17 protein-coding genes are annotated in these 13,299 nt (G+C 51.7%); all 17 read left to right on the top strand.

The annotated features are described in order from the left end of the window. The 17 genes from FLZ89_RS04845 to xerA all read left to right on the top strand — a co-directional run bounded on the left by FLZ89_RS04845 (nt 1) and on the right by xerA (nt 13,088). Nucleotides 1–939: a helix-hairpin-helix domain-containing protein gene (locus tag FLZ89_RS04845; protein ID WP_141304525.1), complete on the top strand. Its 939-nt coding sequence runs from the start codon at nt 1–3 to the stop codon at nt 937–939. Next, nucleotides 936–1,640, top strand: coding sequence for a 3D domain-containing protein (locus FLZ89_RS04840; RefSeq protein WP_141304524.1), 705 nt, complete (start codon nt 936–938; stop codon nt 1,638–1,640). The genes FLZ89_RS04845 and FLZ89_RS04840 overlap by 4 nt, the downstream gene beginning before the upstream one ends. Before the next feature lie 30 nt (nt 1,641–1,670). Beyond that, entirely contained in the window at nt 1,671–2,225 is a 555-nt protein-coding gene (locus FLZ89_RS04835; protein WP_141304523.1) for a putative metallopeptidase, read from the top strand. A gap of 21 nt (nt 2,226–2,246) precedes the next feature. Continuing rightward, complete coding sequence (locus FLZ89_RS04830) at nt 2,247–3,503, top strand: ATP-dependent DNA helicase (protein WP_141304522.1); 1,257 nt, start codon at nt 2,247–2,249, stop codon at nt 3,501–3,503. 310 nt (nt 3,504–3,813) lie between these two features. Next, entirely contained in the window at nt 3,814–4,452 is a 639-nt protein-coding gene (locus FLZ89_RS04820; protein ID WP_141304520.1) for a hypothetical protein, read from the top strand. Between the two features lie 59 nt (nt 4,453–4,511). Next, the gene (locus tag FLZ89_RS04815) at nt 4,512–7,475 is read left to right on the top strand and encodes a CHC2 zinc finger domain-containing protein (protein ID WP_141304519.1); all 2,964 of its coding nucleotides are present in this window, start codon (nt 4,512–4,514) and stop codon (nt 7,473–7,475) included. A gap of 422 nt (nt 7,476–7,897) precedes the next feature. Further along, nucleotides 7,898–8,410 (top strand): hypothetical protein, encoded by a 513-nt coding sequence (locus tag FLZ89_RS04810; protein WP_141304518.1) that lies wholly within the window; start codon nt 7,898–7,900, stop codon nt 8,408–8,410. A gap of 24 nt (nt 8,411–8,434) precedes the next feature. Continuing rightward, complete coding sequence (locus FLZ89_RS04805) at nt 8,435–8,953, top strand: crossover junction endodeoxyribonuclease RuvC (protein ID WP_141304517.1); 519 nt, start codon at nt 8,435–8,437, stop codon at nt 8,951–8,953. A 12-nt stretch (nt 8,954–8,965) separates the two neighbouring features. Further along, complete coding sequence (locus FLZ89_RS04800) at nt 8,966–9,397, top strand: hypothetical protein (protein WP_141304516.1); 432 nt, start codon at nt 8,966–8,968, stop codon at nt 9,395–9,397. Nucleotides 9,398–9,411: 14 nt separating this feature from the next. Beyond that, nucleotides 9,412–9,849 (top strand): hypothetical protein, encoded by a 438-nt coding sequence (locus FLZ89_RS04795; protein WP_141304515.1) that lies wholly within the window; start codon nt 9,412–9,414, stop codon nt 9,847–9,849. Further along, nucleotides 9,849–10,253 carry a helix-turn-helix domain-containing protein gene (locus FLZ89_RS04790; RefSeq protein WP_141304514.1) on the top strand — a complete coding sequence of 135 codons (405 nt, stop codon included), beginning with the start codon at nt 9,849–9,851 and terminating at the stop codon, nt 10,251–10,253. The genes FLZ89_RS04795 and FLZ89_RS04790 overlap by 1 nt, the downstream gene beginning before the upstream one ends. Beyond that, nucleotides 10,253–10,681 carry a DUF5651 domain-containing protein gene (locus FLZ89_RS04785; protein WP_141304513.1) on the top strand — a complete coding sequence of 143 codons (429 nt, stop codon included), beginning with the start codon at nt 10,253–10,255 and terminating at the stop codon, nt 10,679–10,681. Before FLZ89_RS04790 ends, FLZ89_RS04785 begins: the two co-directional genes overlap by 1 nt. 156 nt (nt 10,682–10,837) lie before the next feature. Beyond that, entirely contained in the window at nt 10,838–11,161 is a 324-nt protein-coding gene (locus tag FLZ89_RS04780; RefSeq protein WP_054937047.1) for a nucleoside triphosphate pyrophosphohydrolase family protein, read from the top strand. Between the two features lie 38 nt (nt 11,162–11,199). Beyond that, nucleotides 11,200–11,352, top strand: a complete 153-nt coding sequence (locus tag FLZ89_RS15625; RefSeq protein WP_172613446.1) for a hypothetical protein — start codon at nt 11,200–11,202, stop codon at nt 11,350–11,352. Nucleotides 11,353–11,621: 269 nt separating this feature from the next. Further along, nucleotides 11,622–11,771: a hypothetical protein gene (locus FLZ89_RS15620; protein WP_172613445.1), complete on the top strand. Its 150-nt coding sequence runs from the start codon at nt 11,622–11,624 to the stop codon at nt 11,769–11,771. A gap of 14 nt (nt 11,772–11,785) precedes the next feature. Beyond that, on the top strand, nt 11,786–12,019 hold the full coding sequence (locus FLZ89_RS04775) for a hypothetical protein (RefSeq protein WP_141304512.1): 234 nt from the start codon (nt 11,786–11,788) through the stop codon (nt 12,017–12,019). Between the two features lie 88 nt (nt 12,020–12,107). Further along, on the top strand, nt 12,108–13,088 hold the full coding sequence (gene xerA / locus FLZ89_RS04770) for a site-specific tyrosine recombinase/integron integrase (protein WP_141304511.1): 981 nt from the start codon (nt 12,108–12,110) through the stop codon (nt 13,086–13,088). Nucleotides 13,089–13,299: the final 211 nt, after the last annotated feature.

Raw genomic sequence — 13,299 nt, 5'->3', positions numbered from 1 at the left:
GTGATTTCGGCAATAGCTAGAGAAGAGGTGAGCATGGAAAAACTAAAAGGCCGCGTCATGCGGATCATTTTCAGTAACCCTGCCAACGGGTACTGCGTCCTTTCCGTCCGTTGTCCCGGCCAGGATGTTACGGCTGTAGGCTACATGCCGTCCGTCAGGGTTGAAGACGAATACGAGTTCACCGGCACGTGGAAAAGCCACCCCAAGTTTGGCAAACAGTTTGCTTTCTCTGGATACGAGGTAATTATGCCTTCCAGCAAGCAGGGGATTATACAGTACCTTTGTTCCGTAGCTACCGGCATCGGCCCGGTTAAGGCCGGGCGCATCGTGGACACCCTGGGGGATGACTGCCTGGATAAAATCCAGGCTGACCCCAGGGTGCTGGAAAAGGTGCCCGGCGTTACCCCGGAACAGGCTGAGGAAATCCATAAGGCTCTAACAGAGAACCGCGTCCTGGCTGAGCTTACTTCCCTTATCTGCGGCCAGGGCATCACTCCCAGGCTGGCGGCGAAAATATACCAGCAGTACGGGGCGGAAAGCCTGGATATAGTTAAATCCAACCCCTACGTCCTGGCCGACGAGATGTTTGGCGTGGGCTTTAAGACGGCCGACCGTATTGCCCGGGCGGTGGGGATTCCGGAAGACAGCCCGTACCGGCTTGAGGCAGCGGTAAAGTGGCTGCTGTCTGAAGCCGGCAACGACGGCCACTGCTACCTGCGGCCCTCTGAGATTTTAGCCAGGCTGCCGGAGGCCCTGGGAACGAGGGTAGAGGTGGCCCCGGTGGCGGAAGCAGTAAAGGCCCTGCAGGAACGGGGAGAGGTTGTCCGGGAGGGCGACTGCATTTACTATGCCGGCATGTACGAGGCGGAAAAGGAGTTTGCAGGCAGGGTGAGGGGGATGGCGGAAAGACTATCTGGAAGCGAGGCGGCACAGGAATGAAACACCGTAGTCGGTTTCTATTTGTGACGATTATCGTGGTGGCTTTGGTAGCAATCTGCAATTACTCGGCTGCGGGCAGGTTGGAGATAGAAGAAAAGGAACCGAAAAGATATTCGCTTTATGTAATCCAGCCCGGAGATACATTGCGGGATATTGCCGGCAGAGTATTGCCGAAGCTGGACAACCAGAAAGCTTTAAAGGAACTGGAAGATCTCAACGGCCTGGAACCCGGACAGGAGCTCAATCCGGGGGATATCATCACTATCCCAGATACGAACGGTGAATTGAGCGAACCTGTGGGACCAGTATATTCTTCCCCGCAAGCGGCCGATGAGGCCTCCAAAGCATTAGAAAAGGCTATGCAGGAAGCTGCCCGGGTGAAAAGGTATCAGTTTGAAACCTCCCGCGGGATAAAAAGCCGGGAACTAGTCTTGGAGATAACGGCTTATACTGCGAACGACCCGGGCATGGACGGCAGGGGCATCATGTTTACCGGCCTGCCGGTAGACCGCGGTGCCCTGGCGGTAGACCCGCGAGTTATTCCCCTGGGTTCGGTGGTCTGGATCCCGGAAGTGGGGTATACAGTAGCTCTCGACGTGGGCAGGGCGATAAAAGGGTATAAGGCCGACCTGTATATCCCGGATAAGATGAAGGCCTTAGAGTGGGGCCGAAAGATGGTAAGAGTTAAAGTATTAGATTAAAGGTAGTTATTTAAACCGGAGGGGATAATCATGGACATTGATACCAGCCGCTTGTTAGTGCTCCCCGAGTGGGGCGGCAAGTACGTCATCAACGAAGCCTACCGGCCTATCGCGGAGGCCCTGGTGAAGAAGTACCCGGAACTGCGGTTTAAGCTGGTGGATGAAATTCTCTTTGTAGACAATACCGAGGACAAAGGCAAGCAGAAAAACAAGTACAAGAACGCCCAGATCGGAAAAATCCCCGAAAAGTACCGGGAGATAATAACGCAGTTAACCGGCCGGAGTTTTAGCTACATTATGGAGTTTTACAAGCGCAACATCGAAACAATGAGCCGTGAGCAGATAATCGCCCTTGTCTACCATGAACTGCGGCATATCGGGGCGGATGGGGACATTATCTTACACGACATTGAAGATTGGGCCAATATGCACTACAAACTAGGCCCTGATTGGGCCAGCACCATGCGGGGGATTCCTAATCTGCTGGATGAAGGCGTTGACTGGGACAGTATAACCGGGCCAAGTTTGTTTAATAACCTTGAACCTGATAACCTTGAACAGCCGAGGCTCAGGGCGGTGAAATAGCCGAACAGGGGGCAAATAATAGTGGACTTTTCCGGTTTGATTGCAGCCACTGAAAGCAACTTGGGTATTACCTACGCCGATGCTCAACGCGAGGCTATATTAAAGGCCTTAACCTACAATCTCAGCATTGTTACAGGTGGTCCCGGTACGGGTAAAACAACCGTTACCCGGGGGATCCTGGCCGCCTACAAGCAGCTTCACCCGGATCATTATATTTACCTTGCCAGCCCTACGGGCCGGGCCGCAAAGCGGCTGGCGGAGGTGACCGGGCATTATGCCTCTACTATTCACCGTTTATTACGCTACCAGCCGCAATACGACTGTTTTGAGCACGACGAACTAAATCCCTTGCCTGGCCCCGGCCTGCTGATTGTAGACGAAGTAAGCATGATGGACCTCCTGCTGGCCAGGGATTTATTCAGAGCCATACCAGACAACCTGCAGACCGTCCTTATCGGCGACGTAGACCAGCTCCCCAGTGTAGGTCCTGGCAGTGTCCTCCGCGACCTGATAACCTCGGGCATAGTGCCCACCACCCGCTTAAATTACGTCTACCGTCAAGCCGAGGGTAGCGGTATCGCTCTGTTGGCCGATGCGGTACGGCAGGGCAGGTTGCCGGCCAACTGGACGCGCCTACCGGACGTGGAGGTTATTATGGTTGAGGACCGAGACCGAATACCGGAGATTGTGCGGAATAAAACCCTGGCGGCAGTTAAACAGTACGGCCTGATGGGGGTACTGGTCATGGCCCCAATGAAAAAGGGCGTTGACGGCGTGGCTAACTTGAACGCGGTGGTACGAGAAACCCTGAATCCGGCCGGGGAAGATAAACCCGCGATACGGCTGAGCAGCGGAGAATACCGGCAGGGCGACAAAATAATGGTAGTTAAAAATGACTACCGCCTGGGAGTATTCAACGGTGACCTGGGAATAGTACGGGAAATAGTAACCTGCAAAGAGCGGGGTATCCTGGTGGATATTGACGGCACGGATGAGCCGGTGTTTTTTAGCGACGATGATGAAAGCGCCGACCTGCTTACCTTGGCGTATGCTAGTACGGTGCATAAAGCCCAGGGCGGTGAAGCGCCGGTGGCCATTGTAACGTTAAGCAGAGGGCATTGGATAATGTTAGAAAGAAATCTGCTTTATACAGCGGTAAGCCGGGCAAAAAAGAAGCTGGTACTGGTCTGTCAGGAGGACGCCGTTGATAGAGCTGTAAAGAATAACAGAGCAATAAAGCGGAACAGCAGGTTGGTAGAGTTGTTGAAAGCGGGATAAATCGAAGTTATGTAGTCAGTGGCATGGTGTGACGTGGCCTGGTACGGTCGGGCGGGGTCAGGCTAGATGTGGCATGGTCTGGCGAGGTAAAGCAAGGTATGTCTTGGCACGGCAAGGTTTGATATGTTGAGGCATGATCTGGAGCGGTGGGGTGGGGGCAGGCTTGGCGTGGCGCGGCAGGCTCAGGAATGGTTTGGCTGGACGTGGCGCGACAGGGCTTGGTGCAGCAGGGCGGGGCTTGGTGTGGCATGGCCAGGCCAGGCTCGGCGTGGCAGGGTTTATTTAATTTAAAAGAAAGGAGCAGCATAACATGGCTACCCAAAAAGTTACAGCCGTCAATAATGTTTCTAATGATGGAGCAGCGGCTATCATGGAACCTTATTTAGTCGAAGTCACCATCCAGGGAACTGCGGATATTTTATTTCACCGCTGGAGTAACGAAGATGTAGAAGCTAAAGCCAATGCAGCTAAAAACAGTACCGCTAAGAAAACAGACAACTTGGAAGCTTATGTTTATCGCAATGAAAAAGGAGAAATTTGTATTCCTGGCAAGTATCTTCACGGGGCAATTATAGGAGCAGCCAAATTTAAGCAAGACCCTAGAAGCCCACGGAAAAGCGCGCAAGACCTTTTTAAAGCTGGGATAGCTCCATTGACCCCCCTGGCCAGTTTAGGCGTTAAAGAATGGGATTACCTTGACAAAAGCAGGGTAGTCATTCAAAGAAATGCGGTTACGCGGATTCGCCCTGCCATGCTGGCAGGCTGGAAGGCAACGTTTTTAATGCAAGTATTATTGCCTGAATATATTACGCCACAGTTATTAAATGAAGTTATTCAGCAAGCAGGAAGACTTATCGGGATTGGCGATTATCGTCCCACTTATGGCAGATTTGCCGTAATCAAATTTGAAGTTATCACTGACAAGGAACAACAAAAGAAAGCTGTTTAACGATATTAATTTCTGCCGCCAAGAGATAATCCCCATTCCCGGGGAGAGGTGAAACCATATTGGCTACTATAGACGAGATCCTTGCAAACGTAAACGTAGAAGAAGTTTTCCGGGGTAACGGCGTCAACCTGCGCAAGCAGCACGGTGACGAATGGGAAGCGGACTGCCCTTTCTGCCGGGAAGAAAAACACTTTTACTTCAACAGAAGAACCGGGAAGTGGCTCTGCTATAAGTGCAACGAGAAAGGCGGCATTACTTCCTTTCTGGCCAGGGCCAGGGGGATAAGCGGGAAGGAAGCATTTAAAGAACTTGCTGAAATGGCCGGGCTCAAATGGGAGGTCAAGAAGCCTGCACAAAAGGCTGAGGCTTCTTCACAAAAACCTGGTTTAACCCTGGTAAGAGGCAAGAGTAATAAAAAAAACTCCAAGAACAGCAAAGATGGGAAGCAGGAGGAAAACCCTCCGGCAACCCAGGACCGGCCATCCCAGGTTAACACCTTCATTTACCAGCGGTTTATCGAGCTAACAACCCTGACGGGGGCCCACCGGAACAAGCTAAAAAGCCAGCGCGGTTTCACGGATGAAACTATAGATAGATTTATGTTTCGTTCCGGTGGTCCCCAGGTGCAGGGGGCGGTAGAAAAACTCCGAGAAGAATTCCCTGAAGAAGAACTTAAGACCAGCGGCATCCTGGTAGAGGTTAACGGTAGCCTGGCAACAAACAACCAACTTCTGGACGACCTGGTGCTAATACCCTACTTAGACGAAACCAGCATAGTATACCACCTGCGGCCACATAAGATAGGGTTTGAAGGTCTGCCCATCCAGCCTTACTGCCGGCTACTCCTGGTCGGTAACCCGGAACATATAATCTTGACTGAGGGCGAATTCAAGGCGGTTGCCCTGCACCAGTGGGGCTTCGCAGCCCTGGCTGTTCCGGGAATAAGCAGCTTCGGCGGCAAAAACTTGGATCGCCTGGTAGAACTGCTACGGGAGTTCCAGGTTAAAAGGGTTACGGTGATCTTTGACAACGAGATAAAAGATAACCCGGCCTTCCCGAACTTCAAAGAAAAAGTCGAGGACCGCTACGACACTCAATTTTGGTCCTACATAATGGCCTACAAGCTGGGCCGGGCGGGGTTTATTGCCCGGGTCGGCTGGCTGCCGGACGAGTGGCGGGTTAACGGTAAGATCGACTTTGACGGCGCCCTGGCCCAGGGCCGTACCCGGCAGGAAATTGAGCAGGTCATCGCCAGGGCACTGCCACCAGAGGAATACCTGGACAGCCTGTCAGAAGAAGCAAAAAGGATTGTCCGGCGCAAGATAACCCGGCATTTTACCAGGGTGCCGGTGCGCCGGGAATTTAATAAATACGTTGCTACCAGGCACAAGGGGAGTGAGACTTATGAAGAAACGATTTCTAATTTCGTAATTAATATCAAGTCCTCTTTCTTCACGCCAGACGGCGTTATACGCAACGTAGAACTGGTTAACGAGTACGGCGAAGTTTCAGCAGTATTCCCCCTGGAGCCGCAAAACATGGCAGGGGTGAACGAGTTTAAGAAGTTCTGTTTCAGCAAGGGAAATTACGTCTTTGAGGGGACAAGCCAGGATTTGTTAAATGTGTGGAAGTTAGAGTTTCTGCGTGACAGCGGAGAGTTAATTTACATGCCGGACCGAATAGGCCGGATAAATAAAGATTTATGGCTTTTCGGCAACCTGGCCATCCACAAAGGCAAGGTCTACCGGCCAGACAACGACGGCATCATCTGGATTGACGGCAAGGGGTACAAACCTCAATCCCTGCAGATCGGCGCCAGGGGAGAAAGCATCGAAGATGCCATCCCGGCCCTGCGGGAAACGCCGGTAGATATTGTCGATATTGCCCAGAAGCTCCGGCAGTCGATAGGCGGGTACGAGGCGTACATGGGGATAGGCTGGGTGATAGCTACTATCTTCAGCGAGGATATATTCCAGCAGTATAAATGCCTGCCGATACTATTCCCGCACGGCAAGCGGGAAAGCGGCAAATCGACCTTCATGCGGTGGATCATGGCTTTCTTCGGTATCGAAAATGACGGCGTGGGGTTAAGTGAGACGAGTCAAAATTACATCGCCCGGGCGCTCAGCTACTACAGCAGCCTGGGGGTATGGTTCGACGAGTACCGGAATGAGGCCAGGATAACCCAGAAAGATGGTTTCTTTAGGTCGGCCTACAACCGACAGCTTTCAGGCAAAGGTACGGCGACAGCCTTCCAAGCAAGGGGGTTTGCAGTACATGCTACGGTGGCGATCAGCGGCGAGGAACTTCCAAAGGACAACGGTTTATTTACCCGGTGCATACCGTTGCAGATTTCAGCTTATAAACGCGACCGGACCTGGTACGACTGGCTCAACACTAATAAAGAGCGATTTTCAGGATTTGTGTACTGGCTGATTACAAATTATGAAAGATTGAAGCCGCAGATCCTGGCCAACATAGCAGAGTTGAAGCAAGCATTGCTGGCTCTGGACGTCAGCGACCGGACAGCGGAGAACTGGGCCATCTGCGCCGGGGCCTTTGATACCGTCGTATTGCAGGATGAGGAATTTATCCGGTGGGTGGGTGAGACGTGCAAGCAGATCAAACAAGCCGGCGAGGAAGAACACATGCTGAACCAGTTCTGGAGCGATGTCAACTATTTGGTGCTTGACGGGGAAATAAACTACCTGAATTTCTTCGGGTTGTATGAAGACGAAGGGGAAGCAGGTCGCTTGGGGGTTTATCTCAGGGGTCTGTATGACGCCTGGGCGAAATACTTCCGGCAAAAAACGGGCCGGGAGGCATTTGATAAGCAATCTATTTTAGGGTATCTGCAGAAGGAACCCTATTATGTGAAAGATGGAGTAATCAATAAAAGATTAAATGGAACGCCGCGGAAGGTTCATATGCTTGAAATAGCTCAAATGCCAGAAGTCTTACTAGACCTTGTGGAAACTATCAGAGCCAAAGAAAAACCACTGGAACAGGCTCCAGCTTTTTAAAAGGCGTTACCTCCGTTACCTCTAAGGTAACGCAAAGGTAACGCCCCAGGTAACACCCTTCAGACCTTGAAATTACTAGTTTTTTTAAGGGCATGTTACCTTGTTACCTGGAATTAGGGTAGAAAAAATTTTTGAGATAAAAAGAGGGGCGTATACCAGGTTCCCCTCCGATTACCTCAATAAATCTTCTCACTCCAAAATATGTTACCTCCCGCTGTAGAGGTAACGAGGTAACAAAAATACCCTCATGGGGTAACTAAAACGAGCGATTTCAAGGCCTAAGCTACTGTTACCTCGAGCGTTACCTGGTTATCCACAGAGGTAACGTGCACCCCAAAAACATAGCAATAAGAAGGCCGGTAATTTATGAAGTCCAGGTAACACCTAAAAATTACCATTAATAAATGATAGGGGGTATAGGTATGGGGCGCTACAGTCAGATTCTCCAGGGCCAGTCCGCCGGGCAAACCAATACCGGCCCCGGTCCCAGCAGCAATAACACCCCGGCCGGCCAGCCGCCCAAATTCAAGTTTATCCCTCTCAAACCGCCGCCGGATTGCGAGACTTACTGGCATGACCCACGCCCGGACCTGGCCGAGGACCACGAACTATGGATCAGGGTGCTGACCGAAGCCTACTGGTACTGCCAGGGCGACCCCAAGCTGGAGCAGCTTTATAGTACCCTGCATGGGATACGGTGCGGTGGAGCCAGGGTGCAAGAAATGCCTACAGGAAATTTGAAGCTGCTACCCGGAGAATGGAAGGAGGATGAGTGGAGGCAAGTGACAGCAAAATACCTGGGGCCGTATAAGGAAGAGGTAAAGGCGATTTTAATGCTGGCGCAGGCAACAGAAGTGAAAATAAAAGATTTGCCGGCAGAGGTGAGGGAATGGCTGGGATTAAAACCTGAAATAGAACAAGGGAAGTTGTTTTAACCGAAAATAGGGAGGGTTTCAATCTTGACCATCGTCATGGGTATAGACCCCAGTTTGACCAGCACCGGCCTGGTGATCCTGGAAAACGGAAACCTTATCTTACACGAAACCCTGGAGGTAAAAGAAAAAGGAATTGCAAGACTGTTAACCTTGCAAAACATCCTGGAAGAGAGATTAGTCGCATATAAACCGGATCTGGTAGTAGTCGAAGGATATGCCTTCGCCCGGAGTAACCAGGCCCACCAGATGGGCGAACTGGGCGGGATGATCCGGATGCTGTTGACGCAGAAGCAGGTACCCTGGATTGAAGTGGCGCCGACGCAGGTAAAGAAGTTTGCCACGGGGAAGGGGAACGCGGCCAAAGAACTTATTCTCCGGGATGTCTACAAGAGGTGGGGAATAGAGTTTGACAACAGCGACGAAGCGGACGCCTTTGTGCTGGCTAGAGTCGGCCAGGCTGTCCTGGGGGATATCAAGGGACTGACCCAGGAGCAGGTGAAACTCATAAAGGCCATTAAAAAAGCGAAAGAAACGGCCGCATAGAGGTGAGGAGGTATGGGCCAGAGCGGCCACAACACCAGCATAGCTAAAAGCCGTCTGGGCTGCCGGCTGCCATATGAAAGCGCGGCTGTGGGCGACGGCTACGCTTCCCCGGGGCCGGTGGTTACCTATCGGCTCGATCCGGAGGAGATAGCGGCAAAGTACGGCCCGCCGGTCAAAATTAGAGAACGGCCTTTAAGCCGGAAGGCGGTTATCTATGCGGTGGAACATAGTACAAGCCCGACCGGGGCGGCCAGACTGCTTAAGGTAAGTCGGAAGCATTTTTTAGCGGAAATGGTCCGGCACGGCATAGCTGCGCCGGCAATATGGAGGGAGGAAGAAACCGTGACCGAAACTATCGAGTCCACTGGAATCCCAGAAGTACAGGTAGAAGTGCAGGCAAAAAACCTACGCCCCTGGAAGCCCTGGAAAAAGGTATCCCCCTAGATCAGTGCCGGCAGATGCGACCGGAAGACCTGACCAAAGAGGTTGCAGAAAAGTTGTTAGCAGCTGGGATTTCCAAGAAACAGATGATGAAGCTATATGGGTTTATGAGTGTCGGCACCTTTTATTACCGGCTGACGAAATGGGGGCTGCACAAAAAGGGGCAAGAAAAACCTGGCGTTGCCGGCCAGGAAGCTGCGCGGCCGGCCGAACCGGCAGAAGCAGAACCATCAGAATCAGAAAAACAGGAAGGCATTACTGTCAGCGAAGCTCTTCAACGGCTTCAGGCGGCCAGGGAAAATGTAAAGTGCTTGACAGAATTGCTGGAGGATGTAGCTTGTGAACGATTTTTTACGCGAGAAGTAATTGCAAACTTGGAAGAACTGCGTTCAAAATACACTACTGAAGCGACCAGGATAGAGCAGGCGCTATCGCAAACGAGGGTGGTGATATAGTGGCCGGACTGAATATCGTCAACAAGCGCAAGTCTCCTTTATCGCCCGAAGAAAACGAAAGACGTTTAAAGCTTTGGCGCCAGGGCCTGACGGACAGCGAGATTGCTAAAGTGGTTGGCTGCCATCCGGGTAGTATCCGGGATTGGCGAAATATAAGAGGATTGCCCCCGAACGGGCCTGCAATAGCAAATAACCTTGAATTTAGCCCCGGAGAAAGACTTGAGGTAGGCCTGCCTTATGGGCGGGGAGAAGCTAATACGACAAAGTGGCACCGGGGCACAGTGCTGGAAGTGTATCCCAGGTTCACCATAGTGCAGCTTGAGAAATACCGGGTAACGGTGAGCCCCTGGGAGTTAAAGGAAGGCAGCGTGAAGGTACGACGGCTGGAGAGGAAGGCGGGATAATGAAAAATTACCTTAATCGTGCACAGAGAGAGTTGTTTATTATGCTTGCTGGCACGGCAGAGTGGCTCGAGTGCCAGGCGAATGAGATGCGGGATAAAGAACATCGAAAGTGGCTCAAAACGGCGAAGTCTTTCGTGTGGAAAGTGACCGATGCCCTGGCGAAAGAAATCCCGCCGGAGGCGTGGCAAAGGATACTGAAGCAGGCGGGGCAGTGCGATGTCGTCTTGGCGCCGAAAGGCGTTGCGAAGAGCAGCAACCTGGAGGACGTCTACCTACTAGCCGACTTCGCGATCGGCGGCTGGTGTAGGCAGTGCAGGGATAAGGCGGAGGGGTGCGAACTCCGTGATGTACTCCTGCGGCTGAAAGTGCCGGGTATGAATGAGGAAGGGGATTGCGAATATCGCCAGACATGTCGGGAGGCGGTGTAAAAAATAGACCTACGAAGAACAAGTATCCGAGCAGTTAGCGTTGTTTTGATTAGATTGACCCGGCGGCGCTGGGGACGCGTCTCCGTAGCACGGCGGGGGAGGCCGGGTTCAAATCCCGGCGCCGGGTCCAATTTCCTAGAAAGGATTGATGGATTTATGAATTTTTATCAGTACCAGCTGGCTGCCGAGCGGACGGCTAAACAAATACCAAAGGAACAGCGATACGTTAATTTCGCGATGGGCCTTGCCGGCGAAACCGGTGAGGTGGTGGACTACCTCAAAAAGGTTTGCTTCCACGGCCACCCGCTGGACAAGAATAAGTTGGCCGAGGAGTTGGGGGATTTGCTCTGGTATATAGCCACTATCGCTAATACGGCCGACCTTTACTTAGACAGGATTGCCGATCGGAATATCGAGAAGCTGAAGAAGAGGTATCCTGAAGGATTCAGCGAGGAAAGAAGCCGGGAGAGGGCTTATTAGGCAGTATGTTTAGAATGCGAAGGGAGAGGTGAAGAAAAATGTCAAAAATTTATTTGGTTACAATATCAATTTTCACAGACGACAATGGCACAAAAGAAAAAATTAAGAACGACTTTGAAGAACTTCTCACAGGAAAGTTGTCTTGGGGTCATATTGAAGTGAAAGAAGCAAAAATTGTAGTGGCTGATTAATTACGCATTCTAAAGAAACTGCGAAGAAGGAAGCAAGTATGGTTTATATAAGCGAAGCATGTTCCTCATGTAAAGATGAAGAGGACATTAGGAAATGTCCTCAGTGTGGAAGTACCAAGGTGGATGTGTGTGAATTTCCTACGTGGTGGCGACGGTGGCGGTGTTTAGAGTGTGGATGGGAAATGCGGGCATATAATACGCTAGAATAATTTGTTAAGTGCGCATTTCAAAGAAAGTGCGAAAGAGGAGGCGGTCCACATGGGGCAACGTTGATCTGTCCTCGCTGCGGCGGCCCGGTACATGAGGTGTTTTTCGGCGATGAGATCCGCCGTTGGCGGTGTATGAATTGCGAGAGGCTTTTCGCCGAGCCCGAATGGCAGCTGGTAGGTGACGAGCTTACCCGGGTGTGGTCGCCATGAGCCAGCGAGTACGAATGACTAGGCACGCCGCGGACCGGGTAGAAATTCGCGGCGGGAAAAACCCTAAAAAACTCGGTAACAAAGTTGCCCGCCGGCTGCAGGGGATGCTCAGGGTAGGCGTCAAGCCAAACGAGCGGCTGGGGGTGAAGGTACCCGTCGAAGATGGCTTGGTGGCAATATGCGTGCCCAGTTTGTTTGGCGGCTGGGACGTGGTGACGGTAATCAGGGAGGAAGAAAAAACAGGGTAATATCCCCCGGGCCTGATCACCCCGGGAAATAAATAAAGGAGACCGGTCTCCAATCTACCTTCTACCTGCAAAGGAGGATTGGAGAAACATGGAACAATTATTAAATCAACTTGTCCAAGTAATGACGGAGTTTTGCCCGAATATAGACCCTATGCAGGTTAGGGTAAGATTGGCAGGGTTATTAGCCGCATACGATATTAAGCCAGCGGTAATAACGGCCGGGCATCCGGATATAGCTGAAAAGGCCAGGTTATTTTTGGCAGCTAAAAAACTAGAAGGCTTAAGCCAGTATACTCTTGATGGTTACGCCCTTGATTTAAAGATTTTCGGGAACTATGTGCAAAAACCGGTTGAAGCCATCACTACTGCCGATATCCGGGTGTTCCTGGGGCAGTTTGAGCACCTTAAAATGAGCTCGATAGCAAAGAAGCTGTCCGTCCTTAAAAGCTTTTTCGGCTGGCTGGTTGAGGAGGAAATAATCCCCCGGGACCCGACGAGGAAGATTAAGCCGCCCAAGGCTGAGAAAAGATTACCTAAGGCTTTGGGTATTGAAGAACTAGAAATGATTCGCGAGGCCTGCCGGACGCCGCGGGAAAGGGCCCTGGTGGAAGTACTGTATTCTACCGGCTGCCGGCTGGGCGAAATTCATCAGCTGAACCGCCAGGATATTAACTGGGAGCAGAGGTCATGCAGGGTGGTCGGGAAGGGCTCCAAAGAAAGAGAGGTATTTTTCAGCTGGAAAGCAATCCATTACCTCAAAAAGTATTTACAGAGCCGGGACGATGCCCACCCAGCGCTGTTTGTGACCGAGAGAAAACCGATCCGGCGGTTGAGTCGGCGGGCTATCCAGCGGGAAATTAAGTTGATTGGGGAACGGGCCGGGATCCAGAAGAACGTACATCCTCACGTTTATCGCCATACCTTTGCTACCCTTACGTTAAACCAGGGGGCGGATTTAGTTGCCGTGCAGTCGTTGTTGGGACATGCCAATCCGGCTACGACCCAGGTCTATGCTCATTTGTCCAATGAGCGGCGCAAAGAGCAGTATCAGAAGTTTTTGGTGCAGTAATGGACGTTGGGCACTGAAAGAAGGTGCGATATGATAACGATTGGTGAGTATATCGCGATTAAGCAGCCGGCAGTATATGGTGAATTAGTGTGCTGGGAGTCTAGGGAGTTATTTTCGGTGGCCCGCGCCCGGGTGATGGGCAGGCTGAGGTTTGGGGTTTTGAAACGGTTGATGGAAGAGCGGCCTAAACCGGGTTTGGGTGGATTGTTGC

Source organism: Moorella sp. E306M (assembly GCF_006538385.1).
Classification (GTDB): Bacteria; Bacillota; DSM-521; order Neomoorellales; family Neomoorellaceae; genus Neomoorella.
Note: the sequence above shows the minus strand (reverse complement) of the source record. Positions and strands in the feature narration are given on the sequence as shown.

What these genes read in the sequence shown, in the direction of transcription:
- FLZ89_RS04840 (WP_141304524.1), top strand. Translation starts at nt 936, where the DNA reads ATGAAACACCGTAGTCGGTTTCTATTTGTGACGATTATCGTGGTGGCT.
- FLZ89_RS04835 (WP_141304523.1), top strand. Translation starts at nt 1,671, where the DNA reads ATGGACATTGATACCAGCCGCTTGTTAGTGCTCCCCGAGTGGGGCGGC.
- FLZ89_RS04820 (WP_141304520.1), top strand. Translation starts at nt 3,814, where the DNA reads ATGGCTACCCAAAAAGTTACAGCCGTCAATAATGTTTCTAATGATGGA.
- FLZ89_RS04810 (WP_141304518.1), top strand. Translation starts at nt 7,898, where the DNA reads ATGGGGCGCTACAGTCAGATTCTCCAGGGCCAGTCCGCCGGGCAAACC.
- FLZ89_RS04800 (WP_141304516.1), top strand. Translation starts at nt 8,966, where the DNA reads ATGGGCCAGAGCGGCCACAACACCAGCATAGCTAAAAGCCGTCTGGGC.
- FLZ89_RS04795 (WP_141304515.1), top strand. Translation starts at nt 9,412, where the DNA reads ATGCGACCGGAAGACCTGACCAAAGAGGTTGCAGAAAAGTTGTTAGCA.
- FLZ89_RS04785 (WP_141304513.1), top strand. Translation starts at nt 10,253, where the DNA reads ATGAAAAATTACCTTAATCGTGCACAGAGAGAGTTGTTTATTATGCTT.
- FLZ89_RS04780 (WP_054937047.1), top strand. Translation starts at nt 10,838, where the DNA reads ATGAATTTTTATCAGTACCAGCTGGCTGCCGAGCGGACGGCTAAACAA.
- FLZ89_RS15625 (WP_172613446.1), top strand. Translation starts at nt 11,200, where the DNA reads ATGTCAAAAATTTATTTGGTTACAATATCAATTTTCACAGACGACAAT.
- FLZ89_RS04775 (WP_141304512.1), top strand. Translation starts at nt 11,786, where the DNA reads ATGACTAGGCACGCCGCGGACCGGGTAGAAATTCGCGGCGGGAAAAAC.
- xerA (WP_141304511.1), top strand. Translation starts at nt 12,108, where the DNA reads ATGGAACAATTATTAAATCAACTTGTCCAAGTAATGACGGAGTTTTGC.